The sequence below is a fragment of the Variovorax sp. J2P1-31 genome (genome assembly GCF_030317215.1).
GTDB lineage: Bacteria > Pseudomonadota > Gammaproteobacteria > Burkholderiales > Burkholderiaceae_C > Variovorax.
Genome location: NZ_JASZYA010000002.1, coordinates 1,789,866 through 1,815,272, shown reverse-complemented (window position 1 = coordinate 1,815,272; position 25,407 = coordinate 1,789,866). Strand labels below are relative to the sequence as shown.

Here is a 25,407-nt window from a genome sequence, read left to right as displayed (position 1 = left end):
CCGGGGGGTGCTCGAAATGAATGTACATCTCGATACATATGTGACGGACGGGCCAACTGGGCAATCCAGTGAACCGGTTCACATTCAGGACACGTTTTCGGGTTGGCGGGCGGGCGGACGCATACGGCCCGATGCGTCAGCGCCGGTGCAGGGCACGGGGAGCGGCCCGGCGCCGCCCCACGATGACACCGACCTACTTGGTCAGGATCAGCTTGCCGAGCTTGGTGGCCTGCAGCGTGTACACGAAGCCGTTGTGCGCGATCTGGACGGTCTTGTGGCCCCGCAGCAGCGCGTGGCTGTCCAGGCTGGACACGACCAGCGCCGCATCGTCGAAGCGCGGCGCTTCGGGCGCCGCCGGTGCATGCGCCTGCACGTCCGCGACCGGCGCGACGAGCGAAGAAGCCGTGATGCGGCGGCGCACGCGCAGGGTCGGGGTGCTGTGGTGGGACAGGGCGGTCTGCATGGGGATCGATCCTTCGTTGATCATCAATCGGAGGCTGGTCCTGCGGCCGCCCTTCGAGGAAAGCGAGGCACCGGATCCAGCAGCATGGCCCCAGTATAGCCTCAAATACGATTGATTCTCATTTGAATCCATCCGCCCCGGCCTTGCCAGCCGCGCATCCCGATCCCTCAGTCTCGCCCGGGGCGCCAGCGCAGCTGGCACTTGTCGCCGCTCGCGCGGCGCTCGATCGTGACCGCGCTCAGCAGGGGGAGCGTGGGCTGCAGATGACGCCGGATGAAGTTGCAGAGGTTTTCCAGCGTGGCCGGCCCCAGGTCGGGGATCTCGTCGAGGAAGCGATGGTCGAGCAGCTCGCGCACGCGCGCCACCTCCTGGCGCACCAGGCCCAGATCCGCCAGCATGCCCGTGGCCGCATCCGGCACCCCGGTGATCGTGATCTCGGCTTCGTAGGTGTGGCCGTGGATGCGCCGGCTGCCCTCGGTTTCCACGGCGCGGTGCAGCGTGTGGGCGGCATCGAAGAAGAAGCGCTGCGACAGCTCGCAGAGGGTGCCGTCGAAGGGAGAAGCGTCGTTCATCGGATGTCCAGCACCTTGTGCGTCTGCACCGACAGCCGCCATTCGGGGTGGGCCTGGCAATACGCGATCGCCGCCCGCGTGTTCTGGCGCTGGAGGGGCCCGTCCATGGGCTGGAGCAGCCGGTGGTCGAAATCGAGATCCGCCACCGCCGCGACGTCGCCGGGCAGCAGGCCGGGCTGCGGATAGACCAGCTTGAGTTCGTGGCCCTGGCGCTGCACCCAGCCGGCGCCGGCCTTCGGGCTCACGCAGATCCAGTCCAGGCCCGGCGGCGCGGCGACGGTCCCGTTGGTCTCGACCGCAATCTCGAAGCGATGGGCGTGCAGCGCATCGATCAAGGCGGCGTCCACCTGCAGCAGCGGCTCGCCGCCGGTCAGGACCACATACCGGTGCGCCTGCCCGGCCGGCCACTGGGCCATGATCCGGTCGGCCAGGGCCGCGGCCCGGGCGAACTTCCCGCCCAGGGTTCCGTCCGTGCCCACGAAATCGGTGTCGCAGAACCGGCAGGTCGCGCTGGCGCGGTCTTCCTCACGGCCGGTCCACAGATTGCACCCTGCAAAGCGGCAGAAGACCGCGGGCCGTCCGGCCCGCAATCCCTCGCCTTGCAAGGTGTAGAAGATTTCTTTCACGCTGTATGTCATGGCGCCGGGTGCGGATCGCACCTGCCCTGTTCGAGTCCCTGATACGCGGATCCTACGGCAGGGTCCGCCGGCCTGGAAATCCCGTGCGCGCGACCGCCGTCGACGCACACGGCACAATGGCCTGATGACAGTGATAAGTGAATTGAGTGACGATGACTTGGCGCTTCACGCGCAGGAATGGCGCCAGAGAGCCCTGAGAGGTGAAAAGACAGCCCGCGGGGTGGCCCACACCCTGGAGACCGAGCTGCGCCAGCGCAGCGGCGTCACGCTCGCCAGCGCCGAGACGCTGGACACGCGGCCCGCCACGGTGCGCCAGCAGACGCGACCCTGGTGGAAGTTCTGGTAGCCGCGGCCGATCGGCTTCGGTGATCCACCACGAACCTCCAACAGCTCACTCGTCCTCTACCGCCGCGCCGGGCATGCTGCCCGCGACGCTGACCATGGCGGCCGCCGCGGCCTCCCGGTCGGGGAACGTGGCAGCGCTCTTCGCCACCACCTTGCCCTCGGCATCCTTCAGCCCCCAGCTGAACTGTCCGGGGGCATCTTCTGCAACAAAAAACTCCAATTGATCACTCCGTAGATCCATGTGCCCGCGCGCTGCGGGCACCGCTTCTCGATAACAGGCGGCCCGGTGCTTCCAGGCGCGCCCTCCCTTGCTTGCAATGCGTCGGCGTCCTGCGTGCCATGCGCCGAAAAGGCTGGGAACGCACGCGCTTGCCGAGCAGGCAGATTCGAACCCGGGGCGCCGGCCGGGGCCGTCAGCATTCGCCTGATGCCACTGCCCGCTGAAACCGGTTCCGTCCGAGTCGTCCTCTACGCATGAGCGCCTGCTTTGGATGCAGTGTGCAGGGACTTATCGATTCCGGACACTCAAAAAAGCGTAACTGTCTGCAGCAGGAACGCGGCGACCGCGTGCGGCAGAATGCGTTCGATGGCAGCGGCCGCGCCCTTGCCGCCCTGCCACGCTTCGCCCTCGCCCTCGCCCGATGAAAAGCTTCGCCCTCGTCCTGTCGTCCCTGCTGTCGCTGTATGGCTGCGCCATGCCGGCGCCCACGGGCGTGACGCGCCTCGGCGACGGCGTGCTGCAGGCGCGCAGCGCGCAGGAGGCCGAGCGCTTCTGCCGCACCACCGGCGACCCGATCCGCCTGCTCGACCTCCCCGGCGCACCGCCGGAGACGGTTCGCTTCCGATGCGACTGAGCCGCCCCCGGCGAACAGGCTGCGCGATGCACCCCACGCCATCCTGCCGATGAAGGGACTGCTGTTCGCGCTGGCGGGGCAGTTCTGCATCCTCGGGATGGTGGTGAGCGCGGCACGCCCGCAGTGGTTCCGCATCCACGGCGTCGTGCCCTCGCGCTGGAAGATCGGCGGCGCCTGGTTCGCGCTGGCGCTGGTCTGCGCCGTCGGCGCCCTGGCCAGCGGCTTCGAGCCGGAGCGGGCCCCGACCGAGTGGGTGGAGACCACCACCGTCGAGCCCGCCGTCATGGACATCGCGGTGCCGGTGCCGGTCGAGGTCGAGGCACCGGGCCTCCAGGACGCGAGCCGCCCGGCTCTGCCCGACCCCGCGCTGCGGCCGCCGGTCCGGCGCTGAGCGCGGGATGCGCTCGCGTCGCGCATGCGCGATGGCTTTGCGCTGACAGAGCGCACGGCCACGGTCCGCGAAGCTTGCGCCCATGACCACCTTTCTCGCCACCGTCCTCGCCTCGCTCGCCGCGGCGGCCATCTTCACGCTGGCGATCCCCGCCGACGCGGCGACCGCGGACTGGGAGCTGCCCTTCACTGCCGCGCGCTGAGGGCGCCCGGGTGTAGGCAGCGGACCACGCGATCGGCTTGCCTTCTCCCGCAGGGTGCGCGAGCGACCAGGCCCTACGCTGATTCCTCACTCAAACAAGTTCGGAGAAATTCATGAAGAGCATCATCCTTTGGCTGTGCGGCGTGCCCGTGGTGGCGATCATTGCGCTGAAGATTTTTGGAATTCTCTGACCCCATTTGCATCCAACGGCTGGATCCTCCTCGCGGCGCCCGAAAGGCGCCGTTCCACAGCGCCCTTCGGGGCGCTTTTTTTGCGCCGGGCTAGCCGGGACGACGGCCGCCGGTCTGCTCGTACACCAGCACCGCGGCCGCCAGGTCCTCGAGCGCCGTGCCCACCGACTTGAAGACCGTGCGGCCCCCACCCTCGCCGCGCCCCGGCACCGTGCCGCGCGCCAGGTCGGCCAGCGTGCCCGCGACGTCGGCGGCGGCGAACACGCCGCGCGCCATCGGCCCCAGCAGTTCGCCGCTCTTCTGCAGCGCTTCGGGCGTGTCGACATAGAGCCGCGCGCCGCCGCCGAAGCAGGCGTCGTCGGCCTCGCGCATGGCCGGCGTGAAGCTGCCGATCAGGTCGAGGTGGGCATGGGGCGCCAGCCAGGCGCCCTGCACCACCGGCGCCGTGGCCAGTGTGGCGCAGCTCACGATGTCCGCCTGCGCCACGGCCGTCGGCAGGTCGGCCGCGGCCTCCGCGGCGATGCCTTGCGCACGCAGCCGTTCGACCAGCGCGTCCGCCTGCGCAGCGTTGCGCCCCCAGACCCTCACCGTCTCCAGCGGCCGCACGGCACGGTAGGCCGCGGGCAGCAGTTCGGCCACGCGGCCGGCGCCGACCACCAGCAGCGAGCGGGCGTCGGCCGGTGCCAGGTAGGAGGCCGCCAGCGCCGAGGCGGCCGCGGTGCGGCGCGAAGTGATCTCGTCGCCGTCGATCTGCGCCAGCGGCGCGCCGGTCTGCGCGTCGTAGAGCACGTAGGTCGAGTGCAGGCCCGGCAGCCCGCGCGCCGCGTTGCCGGGGAAGATGGCGACGGTCTTGATGCCCAGGTAGGCTCCGGCCTGCCAGGCCGGCATGATCAGCACCGTGCCCCCGCTGCCGCCCTCGGCCGCGGGCAGCGCGTGCACATGGCGCGGCGGCACCTCGCAGCCCGCGGCGAACAGGCTGGCGAGCGCCGGCACCAGCCGCTCGAAGGGCAGGGCCTCGCGCGTGGCGGCGGCATCGATGAAACGCATGGGGGATCTCCCGGCTTCGTTGCGGAGGGACGGTCGCGCGTCAGCGCTCGGGCGGCATCGCGTCGCGCAGCGCGATCACGTCGGCATGCAGCGACTCGGCCCAACGGCGCCGGTCGCGCCCGGTCGACGACTGCGGCGCACCGAAACGCACGACCGCGCGCAGCGGCGGCGCCCTGAGCGTGTTCCACAGCGAGGCCGCGAGGCTGTCGTCGTCGATGTAGCGCGGGGCCTGGCTGAGGGCGCCGGTGGCGTCGTCGACGAAGCGCAGCGCGGCCGGCTGCACCGGCGCGCCCGAGACGATGGCCGCCTGCAGCAGGTTGGCATGGAAGGGCAGCACGCCGCGGCCGTCGCTGGTCGTGCCTTCGGGGAAGACCGCGATCAGGTCGCCGTCGCGCAGCGCCTCGGTCATGTGGTGCACCACGCGCAGCGCGTCGCGGCGGTTCTCGCGTTCGATGTAGAGCGTGCCCGCGCCGGTGGCCAGCCGGCCGATCAGCGGCCAGCGGTGCACGCCGGCCTTGGACACGAAGCGCACATGGCGCGCCGCATGGATGGTCACGATGTCCAGCCACGACAGGTGGTTGCAGACCAGCAGCAGCGGCCCATGGGACGGCACCGTGCCCTCGACCACCAGCCGCACGCCCATGAGTTCGAGCATGCGCGCGGCCCATTGCTGCACCCGCAGGTTGCGCTGGTCGGGCGTGAGCTTCGGGAACACGAAACGGATGGTCCACCAGCCGCCCAGCGCATGCCCGATGGCGCGCAGCAGTTTCCAGCAGGCGGTGAGCGATCGCATGGCGGCCTCAGGTCGAATGCACGATCCGGCCGCCGACCAGCGTGAAGCGGGCCTGGCCGCGCATCGCATAGCCGGCGAAGGGCGTGTGCTTGCCCTGGCTGCGCAGCGCGTCGGCCTGCACCTGCCACTCCACCGCGGGGTCGATCACGCAGAGGTCGGCCGGGCCGCCCGCTGCGAGTCGGCCGATGCCGGGCGCGCCGAGGCGCTGCGCCGGCGCGGCGCTCACCACCTCGAGCGCGCGCATCAGGCCCGCGCCGCTCTGCTCGCCCCATTGCAGCGCCAGCGGCAACAGCAGTTCGAGGCCGGTGGCACCCGGCTCGCTTTCGGCGAAGGGCAGGGTCTTGGCATCGGCCTCGACCGGCGTGTGGTCGGACACCAGCGCGTCGATGGTGCCGTCGGCCAGCCCGGCCGAGAGCGCATCGCGGTCGCGCTGCTGGCGCAGCGGCGGGTTCAAGCGCGCACGGCTGTCGAAGTAGCCGATGTCGTTCTCGGTCAGGTGCAGCGAGTTGATGCTGACGTCGCAGCTCAGCGGCAGGCCCTCGGCCTTGGCCGCGCGCACCAGCGCCACGCCGGCCGCGCTCGACAGCCGGCACAGGTGCACGCGCGCGCCGCTGCTCTTCATGAGCTCGAAGATGGTGAACAGCGCGATGGTCTCGGCCGCCACCGGCACGCCCGACAGGCCCAGCCGCGTGGCCAGCGCGCCGCTGGCCGCCACGCCCTTGCCCAGGTCGCGGTCCTGCGGCCGCAGCCACACGGTGTAGCCGAAGGTCGCGGCATAGGACAGCGCGCGCTGCAGCACCTGGGTGCTGGCCAGCGGCACGTCGGCCTGGCTGAAGCCGACACAGCCGGCCTCGGTCAGCGCCACCATCTCGGTCAGCACCTCGCCGGCCAGGCCGCGCGTGACCGCGCCCAGCGGGAACAGCCGCGCGCGCCGCAGCTTCTCGGCACGGAAGGTGAGCATCTCGACCAGGCCGGGTTCGTCGAGCACCGGGTCGGTGTCGGGCGGGCAGACCAGGCTGGTCACGCCGCCGGCCACGGCCGCGGCCATCTCGCTGTCGAGCATGCCCTCGTGCTCGTAGCCGGGCTCGCGCAAACGCGCGGCCAGGTCGACCAGGCCGGGGGCGACGATGCAGCCCGCGGCGTCGAGCGTGCGCTCGGCCTGGAAGCCGGCGGGGGTGGCGCCGAGAGCGAGGATCCTGCCATCGGCGATGGCGACATCGGCCACCTGGTCGAGTCCGGAGGCCGGATCGACGACACGGCCATGGGTGATCAGGATGTTCATGGCGTCGTCTTGAAATCGGGAGCGGACCGCCGGACGCAGAGGACGCGAAGATTCCGCGGAAGAAAGCCCAAAGGGAAATTTCTTTCTTTGACTTCTTTCGCGTCCTCCGCGGATCCTCCGCGTCCTCCGCGTCCTCCGCGTCCGGAAGTTCTTTTCCTCATGACTCGTTCCCCGCCACGATGCTCATCACGGCCATGCGCACCGCGATCCCGAAGGTGACCTGCGGCAGGATCACGCTCTGCCGGCCGTCGACCACGGCCGAGTCGATCTCGACGCCGCGGTTGATCGGGCCCGGGTGCATCACGATGCAGTCGGGCTTGGCCAGCTGCAGCTTCTCGGGCGTGAGGCCGTAGGTCTTGAAGAACTCCTGGCTCGAGGGCAGCAGCGCGCCGCTCATGCGCTCGTTCTGCAGGCGCAGCATGATGACGACGTCGCAGTCCTTGATGCCTTCTTCGAGCGTGTGGCACACGCGCACGCCCATGCCGGCCATGTCGGCGGGCACCAGCGTCTTGGGACCGACCACGCGCACTTCGGCGCAACCGAGCGTCGTCAATGCATGGATGTCCGAACGCGCCACGCGCGAGTGCAGCACGTCGCCCACGATCGCGACCGTGAGGTTGGCGAAGTCCTTCTTGTAGTGGCGGATCGTGAACATGTCGAGCAGCCCCTGCGTCGGGTGCGCGTGGCGGCCGTCGCCGGCATTCACCACGTGCACGTGCGGCGCGACATGCTGCGCGATCAGGTAGGGCGCGCCCGACTCGCTGTGGCGCACCACGAAGATGTCGGCCGCCATCGCCGACAGGTTGGCGATGGTGTCGAGCAGCGACTCGCCCTTGCTCGCCGACGAACGCGCGATGTCGAGATTGAGCACGTCGGCCGACAGCCGCTTGGCCGCGATCTCGAAGGTGGTGCGGGTGCGCGTGCTGTTCTCGAAGAACAGGTTGAACACGCTCTTGCCGCGCAGCAGGGGCACCTTCTTCACCTCGCGGTCGCTCACGCTGGTGAAGTTTGCCGCGGTGTCGAGGATGTGCGTGAGGATGCTCCTGGGCAGGCCTTCGATCGACAGCAGGTGGATCAGCTCGCCGTGCTTGTTGAGCTGCGGGTTGCGCTTGTAGAGCACTTCAGGATTCCTTGAGGTCGAAGCTGAAGCTGCCCGCCTCGCTGCGGGCCAGCGCCAGCGACTGCGCGGGGGCCAGCGTGAGCCGCGCGGCCGCGAAGTCCGCCGCCACCGGCAGTTCGCGCCCGCCGCGGTCGACCAGCACCGCCAGCCGCACGCAGGCCGGGCGGCCGAAGTCGAACAGTTCGTTGAGCACCGCGCGGATGGTGCGGCCGGTGTAGAGCACGTCGTCGAGCAGCAGCACGTCGGCGCCGTTCACTTCGAAGGGCAGCGCGGTCTGCGCGCTGGCCGACAGGCCGCGGCGCGCGAAATCGTCGCGGTGCATGGCCGAGGAGATCACGCCGGGCGCGCCGGCCAGGCCCAGGTCCTGCTGCAGCCGCTCGACCAGCCAGGCACCGCCCGAGGTGATGCCGACCAGCCGGGTGTCGGGCCGCCGCAGCGCCTGGACGCCGCGCAGCAGGTCGCCATAGAGCGCCTCGGCTTCGGGGATGGAGGTCAAGGAAGATTCCTCAGGAACTGCTCGAGGATGATGCAGGCCGACGCGGCGTCGGCATCGCGCGCGCCCGAGGACAGGGCCTCGGTCGTGCTGTAGCGCTCGTCGACCTCGTAGACCGGCAGCTTGAAGCGGCCGCGCAGCTGGCGCGCGAACTTCTGCGCCGCGCGCGTGTTGTCGTGGGCCGCGCCGTCGGGGTGGAAAGGCACGCCGATCACCAGCGCATCGGGCTGCCACTCCTTGATCCGGGCCGCCACCTGCACGAAGCGCGCGTCGCCCTCGGCCTTGATCGTGGCCTGCGGCGAGGCGCTGCGCAGCAGCCGGTTGCCGGTCGCGACGCCGGTGCGCTTCTGGCCGTAGTCGAAGGCGAGGAAGCTCTGGAAATGCGCGGGGACCGGTGCCGAAGCCGACAGGCCGGCGGCGGGCGCCGGTGCGGCCTCAGCGTTCATGCGTGCCCCGCATCGGGCGACAAGGTCCAGGCCTCGAGTCCCAGCAGCATCAGGGCGCGGTCGTAGCGCTCGGCGATCGGCGTGTCGAAGATCACGGCCGGGTCGGCGCCCACGGTGAGCCAGCTGTTCTCGGCCAGTTCGCTCTCGAGCTGGCCCTCGCCCCAGGCCGAGTAGCCCAGCGACACCAGCACCCTGCGCGGGCCGGCGCCGGTGGCCAACGCCTCCAGCACGTCCTTCGACGTGGTCATTTCCAGCCCGCCGGGGATGCTCATGGTCGAGGCGTAGACCGATTCCTCAGGCTTGTCGGCATCGGCGAAGACCGGCTCGTGCAGCACGAAGCCGCGCTCGGTCTGGACCGGGCCGCCCTGGAACACCGGCGCCTCGCCCAGCTCGGGGCGCGACAGGTGCAGCTCGATCTTCTCGAACAGCACCTTGAGGTTGATGTCGCTGGGCTTGTTGATCACCAGGCCCAGCGCGCCGCGCGCGCTGTGCTCGCACAGGTAGACGACGCTGCGGTTGAAGACCTGGTCCTCCAGCCCCGGCATCGCGATCAGGAAATGATGCGTGAGGTTCATCGGGGCAGAATCGGAAGACATATGCCTCCGATTTTACTGGCCGTCGACAAAATCTATCCCAAGGGTCTCGTGTGGTTCCGCCGGGACCTGCGCGTGGACGACAACGCCGCCCTCTGGCAGGCGCTGCGCACCTGCCGCGAGGTGCTGTGCGTGTTCGTCCTCGACCAGCCTCTGCTCGAGCCGCTGCCGCGGTCCGACCGCCGGGTCGAGTTCATCCGCGAGTCGCTGGCCGCGCTCGATGCCGAGCTGCGCACCCTGGGTGGCGGCCTGATGGTGCGCCATGCGGTGGCCGAGGAGGAGATTCCCGAGCTGGCGCACTCGCTGGACGTGCAGGCCGTGTTCGCCAACCGCGACTACGAGCCGGCCGCGATGGCGCGCGACGCGCGGGTCTTCGGCGCGCTGGCCAATGCCGGCATCACCTTCGTGACGGCCAAGGATCAGGCGGTGTTCGAGCGCGACGAGCTGCTGACCAAGACCGGCCAGCCCTACACCGTGTTCACGCCCTACAAGCGGGCCTGGCTGGCCAAGGTCGACAGCTTCTACCTCAAGGCCTACCCGGTGCGCGGCCACGCCGACGCGCTGATCCCGCCGCCCGCGCGCCACGACGCGCCGGTGCCCACCCTGGCCGACATCGGCTTCGAGGCGACCAACCTGTCCTCGCTCGAGATCCCCACGGGCGCCCAGGGCGGCGCCGCGCTGTTCGAGGATTTCTTCGACCGCATCGACCGCTACGACGAGGCCCGCAACTACCCGGCGGTGCGCGGCCCCAGCTACCTGGGCGTGCACCTGCGCTTCGGCACGGTGTCGATCCGCGGCCTGGCGGGCGTGGCGCACCAGCTCGCGCTGCAGGGCAACGCGGGCGCGGCCACCTGGCTCAGCGAGCTGATCTGGCGCGATTTCTATTTCCAGGTGCTGGTGCACCACCCGCAGGTGGCCGAGGGCAAGAGCTTCCGGCCCGAGTACGACCGGATCATCTGGCACCACGGCAAGCATGCCGACGGCCTGTTCGCGGCCTGGTGCGAGGGCCGCACCGGCTACCCGCTGATCGACGCGGCCATGGCGCAGATCAACCAGAGCGGCTACATGCACAACCGGCTGCGCATGGTGGTCGCGAGCTTCCTGTGCAAGGACCTGGGGCTGGACTGGCGCCGCGGCGAGGCCTACTTCGCCCAGCACCTCAACGACTTCGAGCTGTCGTCGAACAACGGCGGCTGGCAGTGGGCCAGCTCGAGCGGCTGCGACGCGCAGCCCTACTTCCGCATCTTCAACCCGGTCACGCAGAGCGAGCGCTTCGATCCCGAGGGCAAGTTCATCCGGCGCTACCTGCCGCAGCTCGCCGGCCTGTCGAACAAGGTGATCCACGCGCCCTGGACCGCCTCGCCGGTCGAGCTGGCCGCCGCCGGCCTGACGCTGGGCGAGCACTACCCGCAGCCGGTGGTCGACCACGCCGAGGCGCGCGAGCGCACGCTGCAGCGCTACGGCGTGGTGCGCGGCCCCAAGGCCAAGGCCGCGGCCTGATCAGGCCGCCGGCGGCGGCTCGACCTGCGCGTAGCTGCGCACCAGCCGGATCAGTTCCTCTTCCGAGTAGGGCTTGCCCAGGTAGTGGTTCACGCCCAGCTGCACCGCATGCTCGCGGTGCTTCTCGGCGATGCGCGAGGTGATCATGATGATCGGCAGGTCGGCCAGCGCGGGGTCGACGCGGATGTTGCGCGCCAGGTCGAAGCCGTCCATGCGCGGCATCTCGATGTCCGACAGCACCACCGCGGGCCGCTCCACCTGCAGCCGCTCGAGCGCCTGCAGCCCATCGGCCGCCAGCGCCACGCGGTAGCCCTCGCGCTGCAGCATGCGCTGCGTGACGCGCCGCACGGTGATCGAGTCGTCGACCACCAGCACCAGCGGCGCCTCGGGCAGCGCGGGCTCGACCACGGGCGTGGCACCACCGCGCGCACCGGTGTGCTGCAGCGCGCGCGCCCGTTCGCCGTGCACCGCCGCGAGCGCCACCGGGTTGTAGATCAGCACCACCGCGCCCGAGGCCAGCACCGAGATGCCGGCCATGCCGGGCAGGTTCGAGAGCTGCGGGCCGAGGTTCTTGACCACCACTTCCTGGTTGCCCAGCACCTCGTCCACGTGCAGCGCCACCCGCTGGGCCGCGCTGCGCACCACGATCACCGAATGGGTCTTGCTGCTCGAGGCCTCGCTGCGCGCCGAGGACTGGAGCAGCGCACCGCCCCAGTAGAAGGGCACGGCCTCGTCGGCGAAGGGGTAGTGCTGCGCGGCGTAGGCCGTGTCGAGCTCGGCCAGGCCCACGCGCTGCACCAGCTCGACCAGGTTGGAGGGCACCCCGATCGAGGTGCTGCCGGTGCGCAGCATCACCACGTGCGTCACCGCGGTGGTCAGCGGCAGCACCAGCTTGAAGCGCGTGCCCTGGCCCGGCGTGCTGAGCGTCTCGATGCGGCCGCCCAGCGCCGCCACCTCGGCCCGCACCACGTCCATGCCGATGCCGCGGCCGGCCAGTTCGGACACCTGTGCGGCGGTCGAGAAACCGGGCCGGAAGATGAGTTCGGCCGCGGCCTCGGGCGTGAGCGCCGCGGGGCCGTCGACCAGGCCCAGCGCCCGCGCGCGCTGCTCGATGCGCGCCAGGTCCAGGCCCGCGCCGTCGTCGCCGAAGCTCACCGACACGTCGTTGCCTTCGTGCTGCAGCGCGATGGTGATCAGGCCGGTCGCGTCCTTGCCGGCGCGCTCGCGCCAGGCGGCGTCCTCGATGCCGTGGGCCACGCTGTTGCGCAGCAGGTGTTCGAAGGCCGGCGTCATGCGCTCCAGCACGCCGCGGTCCATCTCGATCGAGCCGCCGACGATGTCCAGGCGCACCGGCTTGCCGGTGTCCTTGGAGGCCTGGCGCACCACGCGGTAGAGGCGGTCGGAGATGCCCTCGAACTCCACCATGCGCGTGCGCAGCAGGCCGCGCTGCAGCTCGCGCGTCTGGCGCGCCTGGGCCGACAGGTCGTCCTCGGTGGCCTGCACCGTCTTCTGCAGCGTGCGCTGCACGGTGGCCACGTCGTTGACCGACTCGGCCATCATGCGGGTGAGTTCCTGCACCCGCGTGAAGCGGTCGAACTCCAGCGGGTCGAAGCCCTGCTGCGAATCCTTGGCCTGGGCCAGGCGCGACTGCATCTGGCTCTCGGCCTGCACCTCGATGTCGCGCAGCTGCTGGCGCAGGCGGTCGAGGTTGCCGGTCAGGTCGCCCAGCGACCCGCGCAGCTGCTGCAGTTCGACCTCGAGCCGCGAGCGCGTGATGATCACCTCGCCGGCCTGGGCCACCAGCCGGTCGAGCAGTTGGGTGCGGATGCGCACCGCCTGCTGCGAACTGCTGCCGCGCAGGGGCGTGAGCCGCGACGGCAGCGGCTTGGCCACGCGGCCGGCCGGCACGGCCGGGCGCTCCGGCACGATCGGCGCCGCCGGTACCGCGACCGGCTCGGCCACCGGCACTTCCGGCGCCGGCTCCACGGACTGGCCGCTGCGCAGCTGGTCGAAGGCGGACTGCAGCGCATCGAAGCGCACCAGCAGCGCCTCGACCGAGGCCCGGTCCGCGCCCTGCGCGCCCAGGTACTCGATCTCCGACTCCATGCGGTGGGCGCGTTCGCCCAGGCGCATCGCACCGGCCAGCCGGGCACTGCCCTTGAGGGTGTGCAGCGCGCGCAGCACGGCGGCGCGCGGCGCGTCGCTGTCGGGCTGGCGCAGCCAGTCGCGCAGGGCGCCGCCCAGCGTCGGCAGCAGGTCGACCGCCTCGTCCTCGAAGATGGGGAACAGCTCGCGGTCGATGACATCGGCCAGGTCGACGCCATCGTCCGAATCGTCGAGCGACACGTCGACCTGCACCGGCGCCCGTTCGAGCGGCGCGTTGCCGCTGTCCTGCGCCTCGACGGGCAGCTGCGAGGCCGCGACCTCGCGCAGGGCCTGCAGCGTGGCCTCGACCGGTTCGCGCAGGAAGCCGGCGGCGAACTGGTGCAGCAGGCGCCGCACCTCTTCGGCGGCGGCCACCAGCACCTGGCCCTGCTCGGGCGTGCCACGGCCCTGGCGCTGCAGATGCTGCAGCGCGGACTCGAACAGGCGCGCCATGCCCGACAGGCCCTGGAAGCCGACCGTGGCCGAGCTGCCGGCCAGCGAATGCGCCAGCGCGATGGTCGAATCGCCGATGCGCAGGTGCGATTCGAGCGCCCACTCGCCGACGTCGATGGCCAGCTGGCGCGACCACTCGTCGGCTTCGTTGAGGTAGACGTTGTAGAGCGCGATGCCGATGCGCAGCGGGCCGATCGCCTTGATCGGGTCGTCCGCGCTCGGCGGCGGGGTGCCGGTGCCGACCAGGGTCAGGCGCGGAGGCGCGGGCGGCGGGGGCGCCGTGGGCGGTTCCGGTTCCGGTTCCGGCTCGACGGTGGCCACGGGCGACACCGGCTCCGGCACCGCTTCCGTGGGTGCGGGCTCGGCCGGCGCCTCCGCCGGCACCGCCGGGTCCCAGGGCATCCCGCTGGGCCGCGACAGCAGGCTCGCGAGCACCGCGAGGTCGTCCTGCGCCTCCTGGGCATCGGGCGCGGGCGTCTCGGGGGCCTCGACGAGCGCGGGCGCCGGCGCCGGGGCGGCGGCTTCCTGCGCCGGGGGCGCCGCGGGCTGCAGCCAACCGGCCTCGATCGACGCATGGGCGGTCTCGAAGAAATCGATGTCCTCGCCCTGCGGCAGATGCGGCGCGGGCGTGGCCGCGGGGGCCGGTTCGGGCGAAGGGTCCAGCGTGCGCAGGTCGAAGTCCAGGAAGTCGGTGGACGCGAAATCGTCGTCCATCTCGCTGTCGCGGCGCGTGCTCGCGCGTTCGGTCTCGGCCAGGCGCGAGGAGGTTTCCAGCGCGTGCTGCCCGTCGAGTTCGGGCGCCGCGGGCTCCGGCTCCGGCTCGACATGCGCCGGCGCCGGCGGCTCGGCCGCGATGTGACGCGCGGCGATCGCCAGCAGGTCGGGGTCGCTCAGGCGCGTGGGCGGCAGCGGTGCGCCGCTGCACAGGGCCTCGGCCAGGCGGCCGAAGTCGTCGTCCTGCGCGTCGTGCGGCCGGCCGGCCGCGATGGCCTCGACCCAGGCGGCGAAATCCTTGAGCGCGCGACCGGTGGCCTCGCGCAGTTCGGGCGTGGCGGGACGCTGGTCGGCCAGCCAGAGGTTGACGACCTGCTCGAAGGACCAGGCGGCGTCGCCGAAGTCGGTCAGGCCGACCATGCGCGAGCTGCCCTTGAGCGTGTGGAAGGCGCGGCGCAGCACCGTGAGCGCGCCCATGTCGGTGGCATCCTGCCCGAGCGTCTCGAGCGCCGCCTGGCCGTTGACCAGCACCTCGCGCGCCTCGTCCAGGAAGATGTTGCGCAGGTCGTCTTCCTCGAGCTCCGTCACCTCGGTGTCGGGCAGGGACATCGGGCCGACGATCTTGGCGGTCCAGCTGTCGGCCGCGCGGCTGAATTCCTCGATCGGCGAGACCGGCTTGCGGTGCGGCGTGGCCAGCGCGGCGAGCTTGGCGGCGATCTGGGCATCGACCTCCTCCACGCTGAGCGCGAGCTCGGCGTCGGGCGCAGCGGCCAGGGCCTCGGAGGGCGCGGCCGCGGCGCCGGCCTCGGCGGTGCGGCCCATCAGCGGCTTGAGTTCGCCGGCCTCGGCGTCGAACACGAACAGGCGCTTGGCCAGCGCCGGCTGGTAGGCCAGCATGTCGATCAGGAAGCCCAGCGCGCCCAGGTTGTTGCCCAGCGAATCGAAGTCGCTCGTCTCGTCGGCCGGCGACGCGGCCGCCGTCAGGTGGTCGACGTTCTCGCGCATGCGCTGCACGGTCTGTGCGGCCTGGTCGAGCCCCAGCACCGAGAACACGCCGCGCATCTGCAGCAGCTGGGTGGGCACGGTGCGCAGCAGCGACAGGTCCTGCGGCCGGCGGAAGAACTGGTCGAGCGATTTCTCGAGCTCGCTGAGGTTGGCGCGCAGCTCGTCGACCACCGTGCCCATCGACTGGCGGTCGCTCACGCGGCGATAGAGCTCCTCCATCCAGGGCTCGAGCGGCTCGGCCCGGCCGCCTTCGCGCACCCGGTCGATGCGGCCGGCGAGCTGGACGGTGCGCGCCGTGAGCTGGCGGTCCTGCGGATCGAGGTCCTCGAAGGCGGCTTCCAGGTACAGCACCGAGGTCGCGACCTCCATGCCGAGCTCGGTGCCGGGCGGCTCGCCCGACCGCAAGGTGGCCTCGACCGCTTGGTCGAGCGCCTGCGCCATCGGCAGGCTGGCCGGATGCAGCTTCTGCAGCGATTCGCCCAGCTGCGTGAACGCATCGACCGCCTGGCGGACGCGCGACAGGTCGCCGCCGGACAGCGCCGACCACATCTCCTTGGCGGCCTCGATGCGCTTGCGGGCCTGGGCCAGCGCCTGCGGGTCGAAGCGGCCGAACTGCTCGACCGCGTAGTCGACCGGCGCCTCGTCCTGGACGCCCCAGGCGCGCCGCACCCGGCGCAGCGTGAGCACCTCCGCGCCGCGGGCCGGCGCGGCCTGCGCGCAGAAGAAAAGAAGATCCTGCGCCAGCCGCTCCGACGTGGCGGCATCGCCGCCCCGGGCCAGCGTGGCGTACTGCAGCAGCACGCGCGAGGCGGCGCGCTTCACGTAGAGGTCGACCGGCAGCAGCGACAGGCTCAGCGCCTCGAAGAAGCCGGCGGCCAGCATCCAGAAGCTGACCACGCGCGGCGCCGAGGCGCCGCGGGCCAGGCCGAGGCACAGCGCGTGCAGGCGGCGCGCCGCCTCCGCGTCGCCGTCCTGGACGATCTTGAGCACCTCGCGGTCGAGCTTGGAACGCACTGCCGGGTCGTAGACCAGCGCCACCTGGGTCGGCGACGGGCGGATCTCGACCCAGCGCCAGGGATGGGGCCAGAGGTCGGCCGGGTGCACGCGGTCGCTGCTGGCCATCTGCAGCACGTCGCGGTACTGCGGGAACAGGCCGACCGCGGACACGGCCTTGCCGCCCAGCAGGGCCTGCAGGTAGTCGATCACCGCGAAGCTCGCGCGGTCGATCTTGTGCACCTCGGCCTCGGTGCAGCGCGCGGGTTCGTCGACGAAGCGCTGCACCGCGAACTCCATCGCGCCCACCACCAGCGCCGGCGTCTTGTGGCCCACCATGGTGAGCGCCCCCACGGCCTGGTGCAGATGCTGGCGCGCCTGGCGCAGCGGCCCGGCGTCGGACGTCGACGCCACGTCGCGCGCGAAGCGGCGCAGGGACTTGCCCGTGCCCTCGAGGGTCTTCTGGACTTCGCCGATCACCCAGGCCAGCGGCCCCAGGTCATGGCTGTCGGGTGCGGAGGCGGTGGACTCGGCCATGGCGGACGAAGGGGTCGACACGTTCGGCGCCCGCGGTTCAGACGATCTTGAAGCGAGCCACCGACTGGCGCAGCTCCTCGGCCATCTGCGAGAGCTCGCGCACCTGCTGGGCCGTGGTGCGCGTGCCGTCGCCGGTCTGCTCGGTCACCGCGAAGATGTGCTGGATGTTGGCCGCCACCACGTTGGCCGAATCGGCCTCGCGCGAGGCGGACTGCGAGATCTGCTCGATCAGGTCGGCCAGCCGGCGCGACACGCGGTCGATCTCGGACAGCGCGGTGCCGGCGTTGTCGGACAGCTTCGCGCCCTCGACCACGCCCTGCGTGGAGCGCTCCATGGCGCCCACCGCATCCTGGGTGTCGGTCTGGATCGCCTTCACCAGCGCCGCGATCTGGCGCGTGGCGTCGGCCGAGCGTTCGGCCAGGCGCTGCACTTCTTCCGCCACCACCGAGAAGCCGCGGCCGGCCTCGCCCGCGGACGCGGCCTGGATGGCGGCGTTGAGCGCCAGCACGTTGGTCTGTTCGGTGATGTCCGAGATCAGTTCGGTGATTTCGCCGATCTCCTGCGAGGACTCGCCCAGCCGCTTGATGCGCTTGGAGGTTTCCTGGATCTGGTCGCGGATCGAGTTCATGCCGCCGATCGCGTTCTGCACCGCCTGCAGGCCCGACGAGGCCGCCTTGAGCGACTGGCGCGCCACCGTGGCCGATTCCTGCGCCTGGGACGACACGCCGTTGATGCGCTCGGCCATGGTCAGCACCGACTGGCCGGTCTCGCGGATCTCGCGCAGCTGTTCGGTCGAGGCCGCCAGCAGCTCGGTCGAGGTGCTTTCCACCAGCGAGGTGGTGTGGGCCACGCGCGAGGCGGTGTTCTGCACGTTGCCCACCAGCAGGCGCAGTTCCTCCACCGTGTAGTTCACCGAGTCGGCGATGGCGCCGGTGATGTCCTCGGTCACCGTGGCTTCCTGCGTCAGGTCGCCTTCGGCCACCGTCTGCAGTTCGTTCATGAGCCGCAGGATCGCGGCCTGGTTGGCGCTGTTCACGCGGCTGGCCTCTTCGCTCAGGCGCTCGGCCTCGAGCCGGTCCTTCTCGGCCGCGACCGCGCGCTCGCGGCCTTCGCGCACCTGCACGAAGCCCATGCCGCCGGCCAGCGCCAGCGCCGCCAGCGAGAGCACGACCAGCATGGCCAGCGTGCCGGCGCCCAGGCCGGTGCGGTCGGACAGCTTGGACTGCAGGTCGCCCAGGGCCAGGCGCAGCGGCTCGCTGTCGGCCAGGATGGTGGCCAGGCCTTCGCGCGCCGACACCAGGCCCTGCAGGTTGCCCAGGATGGCGCCGGCCTGCGTGCGGGTCTGTTCGTAGGTCTTGAGGATCAGTTCGAGTTGCTGGCGGCTCTGCGCATCGCGCGCGCCCGGCAGGCGCTGCTGTGCATTGCCGTCGAGCAGGCCGCGCGCGAGTTCCTGGAAGGTGTTCAGGTCCTTGCCCAGCAGGAACACGGCGTCGGGGCTCACGCCTTCGACGGTCAGGAATTCGTTGGCCGACTTGCCGATGCGCTGCGTGAGCATCACCAGCTGGCCGGACGCGGAAATCTCGGGAATGGAGGCGCCCTGCTGCGTCTTCAGCGCGGTCAGCGTCTCGGCCATTTCCAGCAGGTCGGAGGACTGCCGGTTGATGTCGCGCAGCGCCGCGCCCACCTGCGTCAGGATCTTCTGCTGGGCCAGCACGGCCTTGGCGCTCTTGTCGGCACGCTCGACCAGCGGCGTGATCCTGGCGAGTTCGGCGTCGTACTGCCCGCCCACGCGCTCCAGCTTGAGGGACTCGTCGCCGCTCGCCAGGCCCTGCACGCGGCGCGTCAGGTCGTCCGAGCTCTCGCGCACTTCGGTGAAGGCGGCGCCGTTGCCCACCAGCGCCTGCGACACCGACTTGGCCAGCCGCTGCGACTGCATCAGCGCCTGGCCGGTCGAGGCCACCTGCTGCGCCAGGCGGTCGGCGCGCAGGATCGCGGAGCCGGCCACCAGCAGCAGCAGCAGGATCACCACCGCCAGCGCGATCGCGAAGATGCGCAGCTGGCGCGCGGGATGCACGCGCAGCGCCGCCGCCACGGCCTGGGCCGCCCCGCCACCGCTGTCGGCCGCGGCCGGCGCGCTCGCCGCGGCCGCGAAGGCCGGCTCGGCCGCCGGGAAGGACGCGTGCGGCGGTGACGCCACCGGGGTGCGCGGCAACGACGGCTCGTCCGCCAGCGGCTGCAGGGTTTCGATGTTGTCCAGCGCCAGCGTCGAGCCGGCGCCATGCATGCGCTCGTTCGCGCTGTCCTCCGCGTCGGGCAGGTACTTCTTCAGCTTGTCGGCGATCGAGCTCACGGTCGGTCCTTCACTTGGATGTCAAAGCCCGGCCAGCCATTCAGGCGCCGATGCTCAGGAAATGGGATTGCTGCGACAACGCCTGCAGGCTGAGTTCCTGCCAGGATTCGCCGTCGGCGTCCTGGTAGGTGTGGCCGAACCAGGCGGGGGCGTCGGCGGCCGGCGGCTGCGAATCGGTGAAGGCCTCCACGCCGCGCAGGCCCACCAGCCGGTCGACCAGCAGCGCGCAATTGACTTCCAGCAGCTCGTTGAGCGCCACCAGGCGCGACTGCGCCCGCGCGCCTTCGCCGGCGGGCACCGGCGCATCGGGCGGCTGGCCGGTCAGGAAGCTCGACAGCTGCACCACGCCGTAGAGGCCGCCGCGCAGGTTCGCCACGCCCAGGAACCAGGGCGCGGTGTAGGGCACCGCCTGCGGCGGGGTCCAGGGAAAGATCTCGCCGGCGTGGCCGAGCGGGAACAGGTAGCGCGCCTCGCCGGCCTCGACCGCCAGCCACGAGGCCGACACGTCCGAGGTGCGCGCGGCCTGGAGGCGCGCCGCCAGCCGGGACTGAAAGGCACGCAGGGCGTCGCGATTGGCCATGGGCGGATCGGCAGACTCAGGCCAGCGCGCTGATCTTCGCCATCAGCTCGGTGGCGTTGACCGGCTTCACGATGTAGTCGCGCGCGCCCTGGCGCATGCCCCAGACGCGATCGGTTTCCTGGTTCTTGCTCGTGCACAGGATGATGGGCACGTTGGCGTACTGCGGATTGCGCGCGATCGCGCGGGTCAGCTGGAAGCCGTTCTGGCCGGGCATGACCACGTCCATCAGGATCAGGTCGGGCCGCTCTTCCTCGATGCGGCGCATCGCGTCGTCGGCGTTCTCCGCGGTCTTGACCGAGAAGCCGTTCTTCTGCAGCAGGTCGCTCAGGAAGAGCAGCTCGGTCTTGGAGTCGTCGACCACGAGCACTTTGTGGATGGGCATCAGAGCGCCTCTTTCTTCTGTGCGGTGCCGAACTGCTGCACGGCCTGCAGCAGCTGGTCCTTGGTGAAAGGCTTGGTGAGATAGTCCTGGGAGCCGACCATGCGGCCGCGCGCCTTGTCGAACACGCCGTCCTTGGAGGACAGCATCACGACCGGCACGTTGGAGAAATCGGCATTGCGCTTGATGATGGCGCAGGTCTGGTAGCCGTCGAGGCGCGGCATCAGGATGTCGCAGAAGATCAGGTGCGGCTTGTGGTCGTTGACCTTGGACAAGGCATCGAAGCCGTCCTCGGCCAGCAGGACTTCATGGCCGCCCTGCTTGAGGAAGATCTCGGCACTGCGCCGAATGGTGTTGCTGTCGTCGATGACGAGCACCTTGTAACCGGACCCATTCGTGCTCATTGGCACACGCTCCTCGTATGAGACTGCCTCGACTACCGTGCCTCTGCCGCACCAGGGACCTCACCCTATGCCATGCTTCAGATCTCAACCATTTCGAAGTCTTCCTTGCGTGCGCCACACTCGGGGCATGTCCAGTTCATCGGGACATCGGCCCAGGCCGTGTTGGCGGCAATACCGTCTTCCGGCACACCCGCCGCTTCGTCGTAGATCCACCCGCAAATCAGGCACATCCAGGTTTTCGTGTTCATCGCAGCTTAAAGTCCCTGTACATAGAATGCAACGATTGTATCTAGACGTATCATCAAAATACCCGACGACCGTCGCACATACGCCACCATGGCGTGGGCGTCCGATGGCGTATGAAAACTTACCTACTACCGCCTTGCAGCGGTCGCGGCATGGCTGATCTTAACGACCCCTCCGCAGACGACCTGGCCGAACTGGACGTCGATCTCAATCCCCCCTGCGTGCTGGTCTTCAACGCCAGCGATCCCAGCGGTGCCGGCGGCCTGGGCGGCGATGCGCTGGCCATGGCGTCAGTCGGCGCTCACATGCTGCCGGTGGTCACGGGCGCCTATGCGCGCGACACGGCCGAGATCTTCGACCATTTCGCCTTCGACGAAGAGGCGGTGGCCGAGCAGACGCGCGCGATCCTCGAGGACGTGGAAGTGCAGCTGATCAAGGTCGGCTTCGCGGGCTCGCCGGAGATCCTCAGCACCATCGCCGAGACCGCGACCGACTACCCCGACGTGCCGCTGGTGGCCTACATGCCCAACCTCTCGTGGTGGGACGAGAACCAGATCGACGCCTACCTCGACGCCTTCCGCGAACTGGTGCTGCCGCAGACCACGGTGCTGGTCGGCAACCACAGCACGCTGTGGCGCTGGCTGCTGCCCGACTGGAGCGGCGAGAAGCCGCCGACGGCCCGCGACATCGCCCGGGCCGCCGGTGAACAGGGCACGCCCTACACGCTGGTCACGGGCATCATGCTGCCCGACCAGTTCATCGACAACGTGCTGGCCTCGCCGCAGGCGGTGCTGGCCAGCGAGAAGTACGAGCGCCTCGAAGCCGTGTTCGCCGGCGCCGGCGACACGCTGTCGGCCACGCTGGCCGCGCTGCTGGCCAGCGGCACCGACCTGGTGGCCGCCACCTCCGAGGCGCTGAGCTACATGGACCGCTGCCTCGACGCGGGCTTCCGCCCCGGCATGGGCCACGTGCTGCCCGACCGGCTGTTCTGGGCCCAGCCCGAGGACGACGAAGACGAGGACGACGACGGCCCGGCCGATCCCGCCGATTTCGCACTCCCCCCCCACGACACCCGACACTGACCCACCCACCCCCGAAGCGCCTGCGGCGCTTCCCCTCCAGGGGGCGATACCAGCGGCCCGGCACAGCCGGTTCCACCGTGTCCCCGGCCACGGGCCCCCATCGAACGTTAGGCAAGACATGACCACCGACAACAACCAGACCCTCTTCGAACGCGCCAGCGCCGTGATCCCCGGCGGCGTGAACTCGCCGGTGCGCGCCTTCAAGGCCGTGGGCGGCACGCCGCGCTTCATCCAGCGCGCGCAGGGCGCCTACTTCTGGGACGCCAACGGGAAGCGCTACATCGACTACATCGGCTCCTGGGGCCCGATGATCCTGGGCCATGGCCACCCGGCGGTGGTCGAGGCGGTGCAGAAGGCCGTGCTCGAAGGCTTCTCCTACGGCGCGCCGACCGAGCGCGAGATCGAACTGGCCGAAGCCATCCTGGCGCTGGTGCCGTCGATGGAGATGGTGCGGCTCGTGAGCTCGGGCACCGAGGCCGCGATGAGCGCGCTGCGCCTGGCGCGTGGCGCCACCGGCCGCAAGCACATCATCAAATTCGAAGGCTGCTACCACGGCCATGCCGACGCGCTGCTGGTCAAGGCCGGCTCGGGCCTGGCGACCTTCGGCCACCCGACCTCGGGCGGCGTCCCGCCCGAAGCGGTGCAGCACACGATCGTGCTCGAGTACAACAACATCGCCCAGCTCGAGGAAGCCTTCGCGCTGCACGGCAACGACATGGCCTGCCTGATGATCGAGGCCATCGCGGGCAACATGAACTTCGTGCGCGCCACGCCCGAGTTCGCCCGGCGCTGCCGCGAGCTCTGCACGCAGCACGGCGCGCTGCTGGTGTTCGACGAAGTGATGACCGGCTTCCGCGTCGGACGGCACGGCGCGCAGGGCGTGCTGGGCATCACGCCCGACCTCACGGTGCTGGGCAAGGTGATCGGCGGCGGCATGCCGCTGGCGGCCTTCGGCGGACCGCGCGCCATCATGGAACAGCTGGCGCCGCTGGGCCCGGTCTACCAGGCCGGCACGCTCTCGGGCAACCCGGTGGCCACGGCCTGCGGCTTGGCGACGCTCAGGGAGATCGCCAAGCCCGGCTTCTACGAGGCGCTGTCGGCCAAGACGCGCACGCTGGTCGCGGGCCTGAAAGCCGCGGCGGATGCCGAAGGCGTGGCCTTCAACGTCGACAGCGAAGGCGGCATGTTCGGCTTCTACCTGATGCAGGACAAGCCACAAAACTATGGCACCGTGATGACCACCGACAACGCGAAATTCAACGCGCTGTTTCACGGATTGCTCGATCGCGGCGTGTACATTGCACCCGCGCTCTACGAGGCCGGCTTCGTGAGCGCTGCCCACAGCGACGAGGACATCGCTGCCACCATCGACGCCGCACGTCAGATCTTCCACGCATCCCAGCCATGAATTCCCTGCGCGCCCTGCCGCTCCTGAGTGCCCTCCTGCTGCCCGGCCTGGCGCTGGCGCAGTCCTTCGACCCGAAGGAGATCTGGATCAACCCGGGCTTCTACTCGGCGCACTTCGACAGCCACAAGGGCCTCGAGAACTCCAACTACGGGCTGGGCTTCGAGTACCCGCTGAGCGACGTCTACCGGCTCACAGCCGGCACCTTCCACAACAGCGACCGCCGGCAGTCGAACTACCTGGGCCTGTACGTGCTGCCCTTCGAGGTCTATGGCGTGCGGCTGGGTGCCGTGGTCGGCGGCTTCGACGGCTACCCCAACTACCGCAACGGCAACTGGTTCCCGGCCCTGATCCCCACCGCGGCGATCGAAGGCAAGAACTGGGGGCTCAACATCGCCTACGTGCCGACGATCAAGAACCGGCTGTACGGCGCGCTGACCTTCCAGCTCAAGTACCGCTTCAAGGACTGAGCCTGCCCCGGCCGCTTGCGCGCCGAGGCGCGCAAGCGTTCAGTGCCGGAAGTGGCGCACGCCGGAGAGCACCATCACCACGCCGCGCTCGTCCGCGGCATCGATGACTTCCTGGTCGCGCATCGAGCCACCCGGCTGGATCACGCAGCTCGCGCCCGCATCCACCACCACGTCGAGGCCGTCGCGGAAGGGGAAGAAGGCGTCGCTGGCCACGGCCGTGTTCTTCAGCGACAGGCCCGCGTGCTCGGCCTTGATGCTCGCGATGCGCGCCGAGTCGAGGCGGCTCATCTGGCCCGCGCCCACGCCCATGGTCATGCCGTCGGCACAGAACACGATGGCGTTGCTCTTCACGTACTTCGCGACCTTCCAGGCGAACAGCAGGTCTTCGAGTTGCTGCGGCGTGGGCTGCTTCTTGCTGACCACCTTGAGCTCGCTGGCCGCGAGCTCATGGTTGTCGGCGGTCTGGATCAACAGGCCCGAGCCGACGCGCTTGACGTCCATCGCGTTGCGGCCATTGTCCCAGTCGCTGGTGCCGCCCTGGGGCAGCGCGATTTCCAGCACGCGCACGTTGAGCTTGGCCTTGGTGGCCTGGAACACTTCCAGCGCCTCGGGCGTGTAGCCCGGCGCCATCAGCACTTCGACGAACTGCTTGGCGATGGCCTGGGCGGTCTCTGCGTCGACCGGCCGGTTGAAGGCGATGATGCCGCCGAAGGCCGAGGTCGGGTCGGTCTTGAAGGCCTTCGAATAGGCCTCCGCCGCGTCCTTGCCGATGGCCACGCCGCAGGGGTTGGCGTGCTTGACGATCACGCAGGCCGGCACGTCGAAGCTCTTGACGCATTCCCAGGCCGCATCGGCATCGGCGATGTTGTTGTAGCTCAGTTCCTTGCCCTGCAGCTGCTTTGCAGACACCAGCGAACCGGGCGCCGGATGCAGGTCGCGGTAGAAGGCGGCCTGCTGGTGCGGGTTCTCGCCGTAGCGCAGGTCCTGCACCTTGACGAAGCGGCCGTTGCTCTGCGCCGGGAACAGCGAGCGCTTGGGTGCGGGCTGGCCGATGCTGGCGTCGAAGTCGATGGCCGAGAGGTAGTCGCTGATCGCGCCGTCGTAGTCGGCGATGCGGTTGAAGGCGGCCACCGAGAACGCGAACTTGGTCTTGTCGCTGAGCTTGCCGTCGGCCTTCAGTTCGGCCAGCGCCACCGCGTACTGCGAGGCGTCGGTGAGCACGCCCACGTCCTTCCAGTTCTTGGCCGCGCTGCGCACCATGGCCGGGCCGCCGATGTCGATGTTCTCGATCGCGTCTTCCAGCGTGCAGCCGGCCTTGGCCACGGTGGCTTCGAAGGGGTAGAGGTTGACGATCAGCAGGTCGATGGTGTCGATGCCGTGGGCCTGGATCGCCGCCACGTGTTCGGGCAGGTCGCGCCGCGCCAGCAGGCCGCCGTGGATCTTCGGATGCAGCGTCTTCACGCGGCCGTCGAGCATCTCGGGAAAGCCGGTGTGCTCGGCCACTTCGGTCACCGGCAGGCCGGCGTCGGCCAGCAGCTTGGCGGTGCCGCCGGTGGACAGCAGCTTCGTGCCCAGCGCATGCAGCGCCTGGGCGAATTCGAGGATGCCGGTCTTGTCGGAGACGGAAATCAGTGCGGTCAGTGCCATAAGGTTCTCAGCAAAAGCAAAAGGGGCGGTGTTCTTTTTCGGGGACCACCGCGGAACCGGCTTTGCCG

Annotated in this window: 25 protein-coding genes; 7 read left to right on the top strand and 18 right to left on the bottom strand. The window is 70.4% G+C overall.

What is annotated here, in order from left to right; genetic code table 11:
* Positions 1-193: 193 nt before the first annotated feature.
* The 3 genes from hemP to queE form a co-directional block, all read right to left on the bottom strand.
* Entirely contained in the window at positions 194-463 is a 270-nt protein-coding gene (gene hemP, locus QTI20_RS19665) for a hemin uptake protein HemP (protein ID WP_286553295.1), read from the bottom strand.
* A gap of 167 nt (positions 464-630) precedes the next feature.
* A complete protein-coding gene (locus QTI20_RS19660; protein ID WP_286553293.1) occupies positions 631-1,035 on the bottom strand; it encodes a 6-carboxytetrahydropterin synthase in 405 nt (134 codons plus the stop codon).
* Complete coding sequence (gene queE / locus QTI20_RS19655) at positions 1,032-1,673, bottom strand: 7-carboxy-7-deazaguanine synthase (RefSeq protein WP_286553292.1); 642 nt, start codon at positions 1,671-1,673, stop codon at positions 1,032-1,034. Before queE ends, QTI20_RS19660 begins: the two co-directional genes overlap by 4 nt.
* Positions 1,674-1,893: 220 nt before the next feature.
* On the opposite strand from queE, the gene QTI20_RS19650 reads away from it, so the two are divergent.
* Positions 1,894-2,019 carry a hypothetical protein gene (locus tag QTI20_RS19650; protein WP_259652100.1) on the top strand — a complete coding sequence of 42 codons (126 nt, stop codon included), beginning with the start codon at positions 1,894-1,896 and terminating at the stop codon, positions 2,017-2,019.
* A 45-nt stretch (positions 2,020-2,064) separates the two neighbouring features.
* Here QTI20_RS19650 and QTI20_RS19645 read toward each other — a convergent pair whose 3' ends face one another.
* The gene (locus QTI20_RS19645; RefSeq protein ID WP_286553290.1) at positions 2,065-2,238 is read right to left on the bottom strand and encodes a DUF1508 domain-containing protein; all 174 of its coding nucleotides are present in this window, start codon (positions 2,236-2,238) and stop codon (positions 2,065-2,067) included.
* A 421-nt stretch (positions 2,239-2,659) separates the two neighbouring features.
* Between QTI20_RS19645 and QTI20_RS19640 the strand changes: the two genes are divergently transcribed.
* Complete coding sequence (locus QTI20_RS19640; protein WP_286553289.1) at positions 2,660-2,872, top strand: hypothetical protein; 213 nt, start codon at positions 2,660-2,662, stop codon at positions 2,870-2,872.
* A 49-nt stretch (positions 2,873-2,921) separates the two neighbouring features.
* Positions 2,922-3,263 carry a hypothetical protein gene (locus QTI20_RS19635; protein WP_286553288.1) on the top strand — a complete coding sequence of 114 codons (342 nt, stop codon included), beginning with the start codon at positions 2,922-2,924 and terminating at the stop codon, positions 3,261-3,263.
* Between the two features lie 482 nt (positions 3,264-3,745).
* Here the strand turns inward: QTI20_RS19635 and lhpI are convergent, their stop codons facing one another.
* The 7 genes from lhpI to QTI20_RS19600 form a co-directional block, all read right to left on the bottom strand.
* Positions 3,746-4,702 carry a bifunctional Delta(1)-pyrroline-2-carboxylate/Delta(1)-piperideine-2-carboxylate reductase gene (gene lhpI / locus QTI20_RS19630; protein ID WP_286553287.1) on the bottom strand — a complete coding sequence of 319 codons (957 nt, stop codon included), beginning with the start codon at positions 4,700-4,702 and terminating at the stop codon, positions 3,746-3,748.
* Positions 4,703-4,742: 40 nt separating this feature from the next.
* Entirely contained in the window at positions 4,743-5,495 is a 753-nt protein-coding gene (locus QTI20_RS19625; RefSeq protein WP_286553285.1) for a lysophospholipid acyltransferase family protein, read from the bottom strand.
* 7 nt (positions 5,496-5,502) lie between these two features.
* Positions 5,503-6,777, bottom strand: a complete 1,275-nt coding sequence (locus QTI20_RS19620) for a dihydroorotase (protein WP_286553283.1) — start codon at positions 6,775-6,777, stop codon at positions 5,503-5,505.
* A gap of 157 nt (positions 6,778-6,934) precedes the next feature.
* Positions 6,935-7,897 carry an aspartate carbamoyltransferase catalytic subunit gene (locus tag QTI20_RS19615; RefSeq protein WP_286553281.1) on the bottom strand — a complete coding sequence of 321 codons (963 nt, stop codon included), beginning with the start codon at positions 7,895-7,897 and terminating at the stop codon, positions 6,935-6,937.
* A gap of 1 nt (position 7,898) precedes the next feature.
* On the bottom strand, positions 7,899-8,393 hold the full coding sequence (gene pyrR / locus QTI20_RS19610; RefSeq protein ID WP_286553279.1) for a bifunctional pyr operon transcriptional regulator/uracil phosphoribosyltransferase PyrR: 495 nt from the start codon (positions 8,391-8,393) through the stop codon (positions 7,899-7,901).
* Positions 8,390-8,836 (bottom strand): Holliday junction resolvase RuvX, encoded by a 447-nt coding sequence (ruvX, locus tag QTI20_RS19605; RefSeq protein ID WP_286553278.1) that lies wholly within the window; start codon positions 8,834-8,836, stop codon positions 8,390-8,392. Before ruvX ends, pyrR begins: the two co-directional genes overlap by 4 nt.
* The gene (locus QTI20_RS19600; RefSeq protein ID WP_286553276.1) at positions 8,833-9,432 is read right to left on the bottom strand and encodes a YqgE/AlgH family protein; all 600 of its coding nucleotides are present in this window, start codon (positions 9,430-9,432) and stop codon (positions 8,833-8,835) included. Before QTI20_RS19600 ends, ruvX begins: the two co-directional genes overlap by 4 nt.
* On the opposite strand from QTI20_RS19600, the gene QTI20_RS19595 reads away from it, so the two are divergent.
* Positions 9,433-10,929: a cryptochrome/photolyase family protein gene (locus QTI20_RS19595; RefSeq protein ID WP_286553274.1), complete on the top strand. Its 1,497-nt coding sequence runs from the start codon at positions 9,433-9,435 to the stop codon at positions 10,927-10,929.
* On the opposite strand, the gene QTI20_RS19590 is transcribed toward QTI20_RS19595, so the two are convergent.
* From QTI20_RS19590 to QTI20_RS19565, 6 genes are all read right to left on the bottom strand, one after another.
* Positions 10,930-16,776, bottom strand: coding sequence for a hybrid sensor histidine kinase/response regulator (locus tag QTI20_RS19590; RefSeq protein WP_286553272.1), 5,847 nt, complete (start codon positions 16,774-16,776; stop codon positions 10,930-10,932).
* A gap of 37 nt (positions 16,777-16,813) precedes the next feature.
* Positions 16,814-19,060: a methyl-accepting chemotaxis protein gene (locus QTI20_RS19585; protein ID WP_503011429.1), complete on the bottom strand. Its 2,247-nt coding sequence runs from the start codon at positions 19,058-19,060 to the stop codon at positions 16,814-16,816.
* A gap of 106 nt (positions 19,061-19,166) precedes the next feature.
* Entirely contained in the window at positions 19,167-19,706 is a 540-nt protein-coding gene (locus QTI20_RS19580; RefSeq protein ID WP_286553270.1) for a chemotaxis protein CheW, read from the bottom strand.
* A 16-nt stretch (positions 19,707-19,722) separates the two neighbouring features.
* On the bottom strand, positions 19,723-20,088 hold the full coding sequence (locus QTI20_RS19575; protein ID WP_286553269.1) for a response regulator: 366 nt from the start codon (positions 20,086-20,088) through the stop codon (positions 19,723-19,725).
* Complete coding sequence (locus tag QTI20_RS19570) at positions 20,088-20,489, bottom strand: response regulator (RefSeq protein ID WP_219213743.1); 402 nt, start codon at positions 20,487-20,489, stop codon at positions 20,088-20,090. Before QTI20_RS19570 ends, QTI20_RS19575 begins: the two co-directional genes overlap by 1 nt.
* 77 nt (positions 20,490-20,566) lie before the next feature.
* A complete protein-coding gene (locus QTI20_RS19565; RefSeq protein ID WP_183023681.1) occupies positions 20,567-20,737 on the bottom strand; it encodes a rubredoxin in 171 nt (56 codons plus the stop codon).
* Positions 20,738-20,848: 111 nt separating this feature from the next.
* On the opposite strand from QTI20_RS19565, the gene thiD reads away from it, so the two are divergent.
* The 3 genes from thiD to QTI20_RS19550 all read left to right on the top strand — a co-directional run bounded on the left by thiD (position 20,849) and on the right by QTI20_RS19550 (position 23,692).
* Positions 20,849-21,817 carry a bifunctional hydroxymethylpyrimidine kinase/phosphomethylpyrimidine kinase gene (gene thiD / locus QTI20_RS19560; protein WP_286553262.1) on the top strand — a complete coding sequence of 323 codons (969 nt, stop codon included), beginning with the start codon at positions 20,849-20,851 and terminating at the stop codon, positions 21,815-21,817.
* A 118-nt stretch (positions 21,818-21,935) separates the two neighbouring features.
* Positions 21,936-23,225 (top strand): glutamate-1-semialdehyde 2,1-aminomutase, encoded by a 1,290-nt coding sequence (hemL, locus tag QTI20_RS19555; RefSeq protein WP_286553261.1) that lies wholly within the window; start codon positions 21,936-21,938, stop codon positions 23,223-23,225.
* A complete protein-coding gene (locus QTI20_RS19550) occupies positions 23,222-23,692 on the top strand; it encodes a hypothetical protein (protein WP_286553260.1) in 471 nt (156 codons plus the stop codon). Before hemL ends, QTI20_RS19550 begins: the two co-directional genes overlap by 4 nt.
* Positions 23,693-23,731: 39 nt before the next feature.
* Here the strand turns inward: QTI20_RS19550 and purH are convergent, their stop codons facing one another.
* Complete coding sequence (gene purH, locus QTI20_RS19545; RefSeq protein WP_286553259.1) at positions 23,732-25,339, bottom strand: bifunctional phosphoribosylaminoimidazolecarboxamide formyltransferase/IMP cyclohydrolase; 1,608 nt, start codon at positions 25,337-25,339, stop codon at positions 23,732-23,734.
* Between the last annotated feature and the right edge of the window lie 68 nt (positions 25,340-25,407).

Excerpts from the sequence above, each read along its gene's own strand:
- QTI20_RS19660 (WP_286553293.1), bottom strand. The coding sequence starts at position 1,035 with ATGAACGACGCTTCTCCCTTCGACGGCACCCTCTGCGAGCTGTCGCAG.
- QTI20_RS19550 (WP_286553260.1), top strand. The coding sequence starts at position 23,222 with ATGAATTCCCTGCGCGCCCTGCCGCTCCTGAGTGCCCTCCTGCTGCCC.
- QTI20_RS19580 (WP_286553270.1), bottom strand. The coding sequence starts at position 19,706 with ATGGCCAATCGCGACGCCCTGCGTGCCTTTCAGTCCCGGCTGGCGGCG.
- QTI20_RS19575 (WP_286553269.1), bottom strand. The coding sequence starts at position 20,088 with ATGCCCATCCACAAAGTGCTCGTGGTCGACGACTCCAAGACCGAGCTG.
- QTI20_RS19585 (WP_503011429.1), bottom strand. The coding sequence starts at position 19,060 with ATGCATGGCGCCGGCTCGACGCTGGCGCTGGACAACATCGAAACCCTG.
- QTI20_RS19635 (WP_286553288.1), top strand. The coding sequence starts at position 2,922 with ATGAAGGGACTGCTGTTCGCGCTGGCGGGGCAGTTCTGCATCCTCGGG.
- QTI20_RS19625 (WP_286553285.1), bottom strand. The coding sequence starts at position 5,495 with ATGCGATCGCTCACCGCCTGCTGGAAACTGCTGCGCGCCATCGGGCAT.
- QTI20_RS19590 (WP_286553272.1), bottom strand. The coding sequence starts at position 16,776 with ATGGCCGAGTCCACCGCCTCCGCACCCGACAGCCATGACCTGGGGCCG.
- purH (WP_286553259.1), bottom strand. The coding sequence starts at position 25,339 with ATGGCACTGACCGCACTGATTTCCGTCTCCGACAAGACCGGCATCCTC.
- QTI20_RS19600 (WP_286553276.1), bottom strand. The coding sequence starts at position 9,432 with ATGTCTTCCGATTCTGCCCCGATGAACCTCACGCATCATTTCCTGATC.
- ruvX (WP_286553278.1), bottom strand. The coding sequence starts at position 8,836 with ATGAACGCTGAGGCCGCACCGGCGCCCGCCGCCGGCCTGTCGGCTTCG.
- QTI20_RS19595 (WP_286553274.1), top strand. The coding sequence starts at position 9,433 with ATGCCTCCGATTTTACTGGCCGTCGACAAAATCTATCCCAAGGGTCTC.
- queE (WP_286553292.1), bottom strand. The coding sequence starts at position 1,673 with ATGACATACAGCGTGAAAGAAATCTTCTACACCTTGCAAGGCGAGGGA.
- thiD (WP_286553262.1), top strand. The coding sequence starts at position 20,849 with ATGAAAACTTACCTACTACCGCCTTGCAGCGGTCGCGGCATGGCTGAT.
- QTI20_RS19565 (WP_183023681.1), bottom strand. The coding sequence starts at position 20,737 with ATGAACACGAAAACCTGGATGTGCCTGATTTGCGGGTGGATCTACGAC.
- QTI20_RS19570 (WP_219213743.1), bottom strand. The coding sequence starts at position 20,489 with ATGAGCACGAATGGGTCCGGTTACAAGGTGCTCGTCATCGACGACAGC.
- QTI20_RS19620 (WP_286553283.1), bottom strand. The coding sequence starts at position 6,777 with ATGAACATCCTGATCACCCATGGCCGTGTCGTCGATCCGGCCTCCGGA.
- lhpI (WP_286553287.1), bottom strand. The coding sequence starts at position 4,702 with ATGCGTTTCATCGATGCCGCCGCCACGCGCGAGGCCCTGCCCTTCGAG.
- QTI20_RS19640 (WP_286553289.1), top strand. The coding sequence starts at position 2,660 with ATGAAAAGCTTCGCCCTCGTCCTGTCGTCCCTGCTGTCGCTGTATGGC.
- hemP (WP_286553295.1), bottom strand. The coding sequence starts at position 463 with ATGCAGACCGCCCTGTCCCACCACAGCACCCCGACCCTGCGCGTGCGC.
- hemL (WP_286553261.1), top strand. The coding sequence starts at position 21,936 with ATGACCACCGACAACAACCAGACCCTCTTCGAACGCGCCAGCGCCGTG.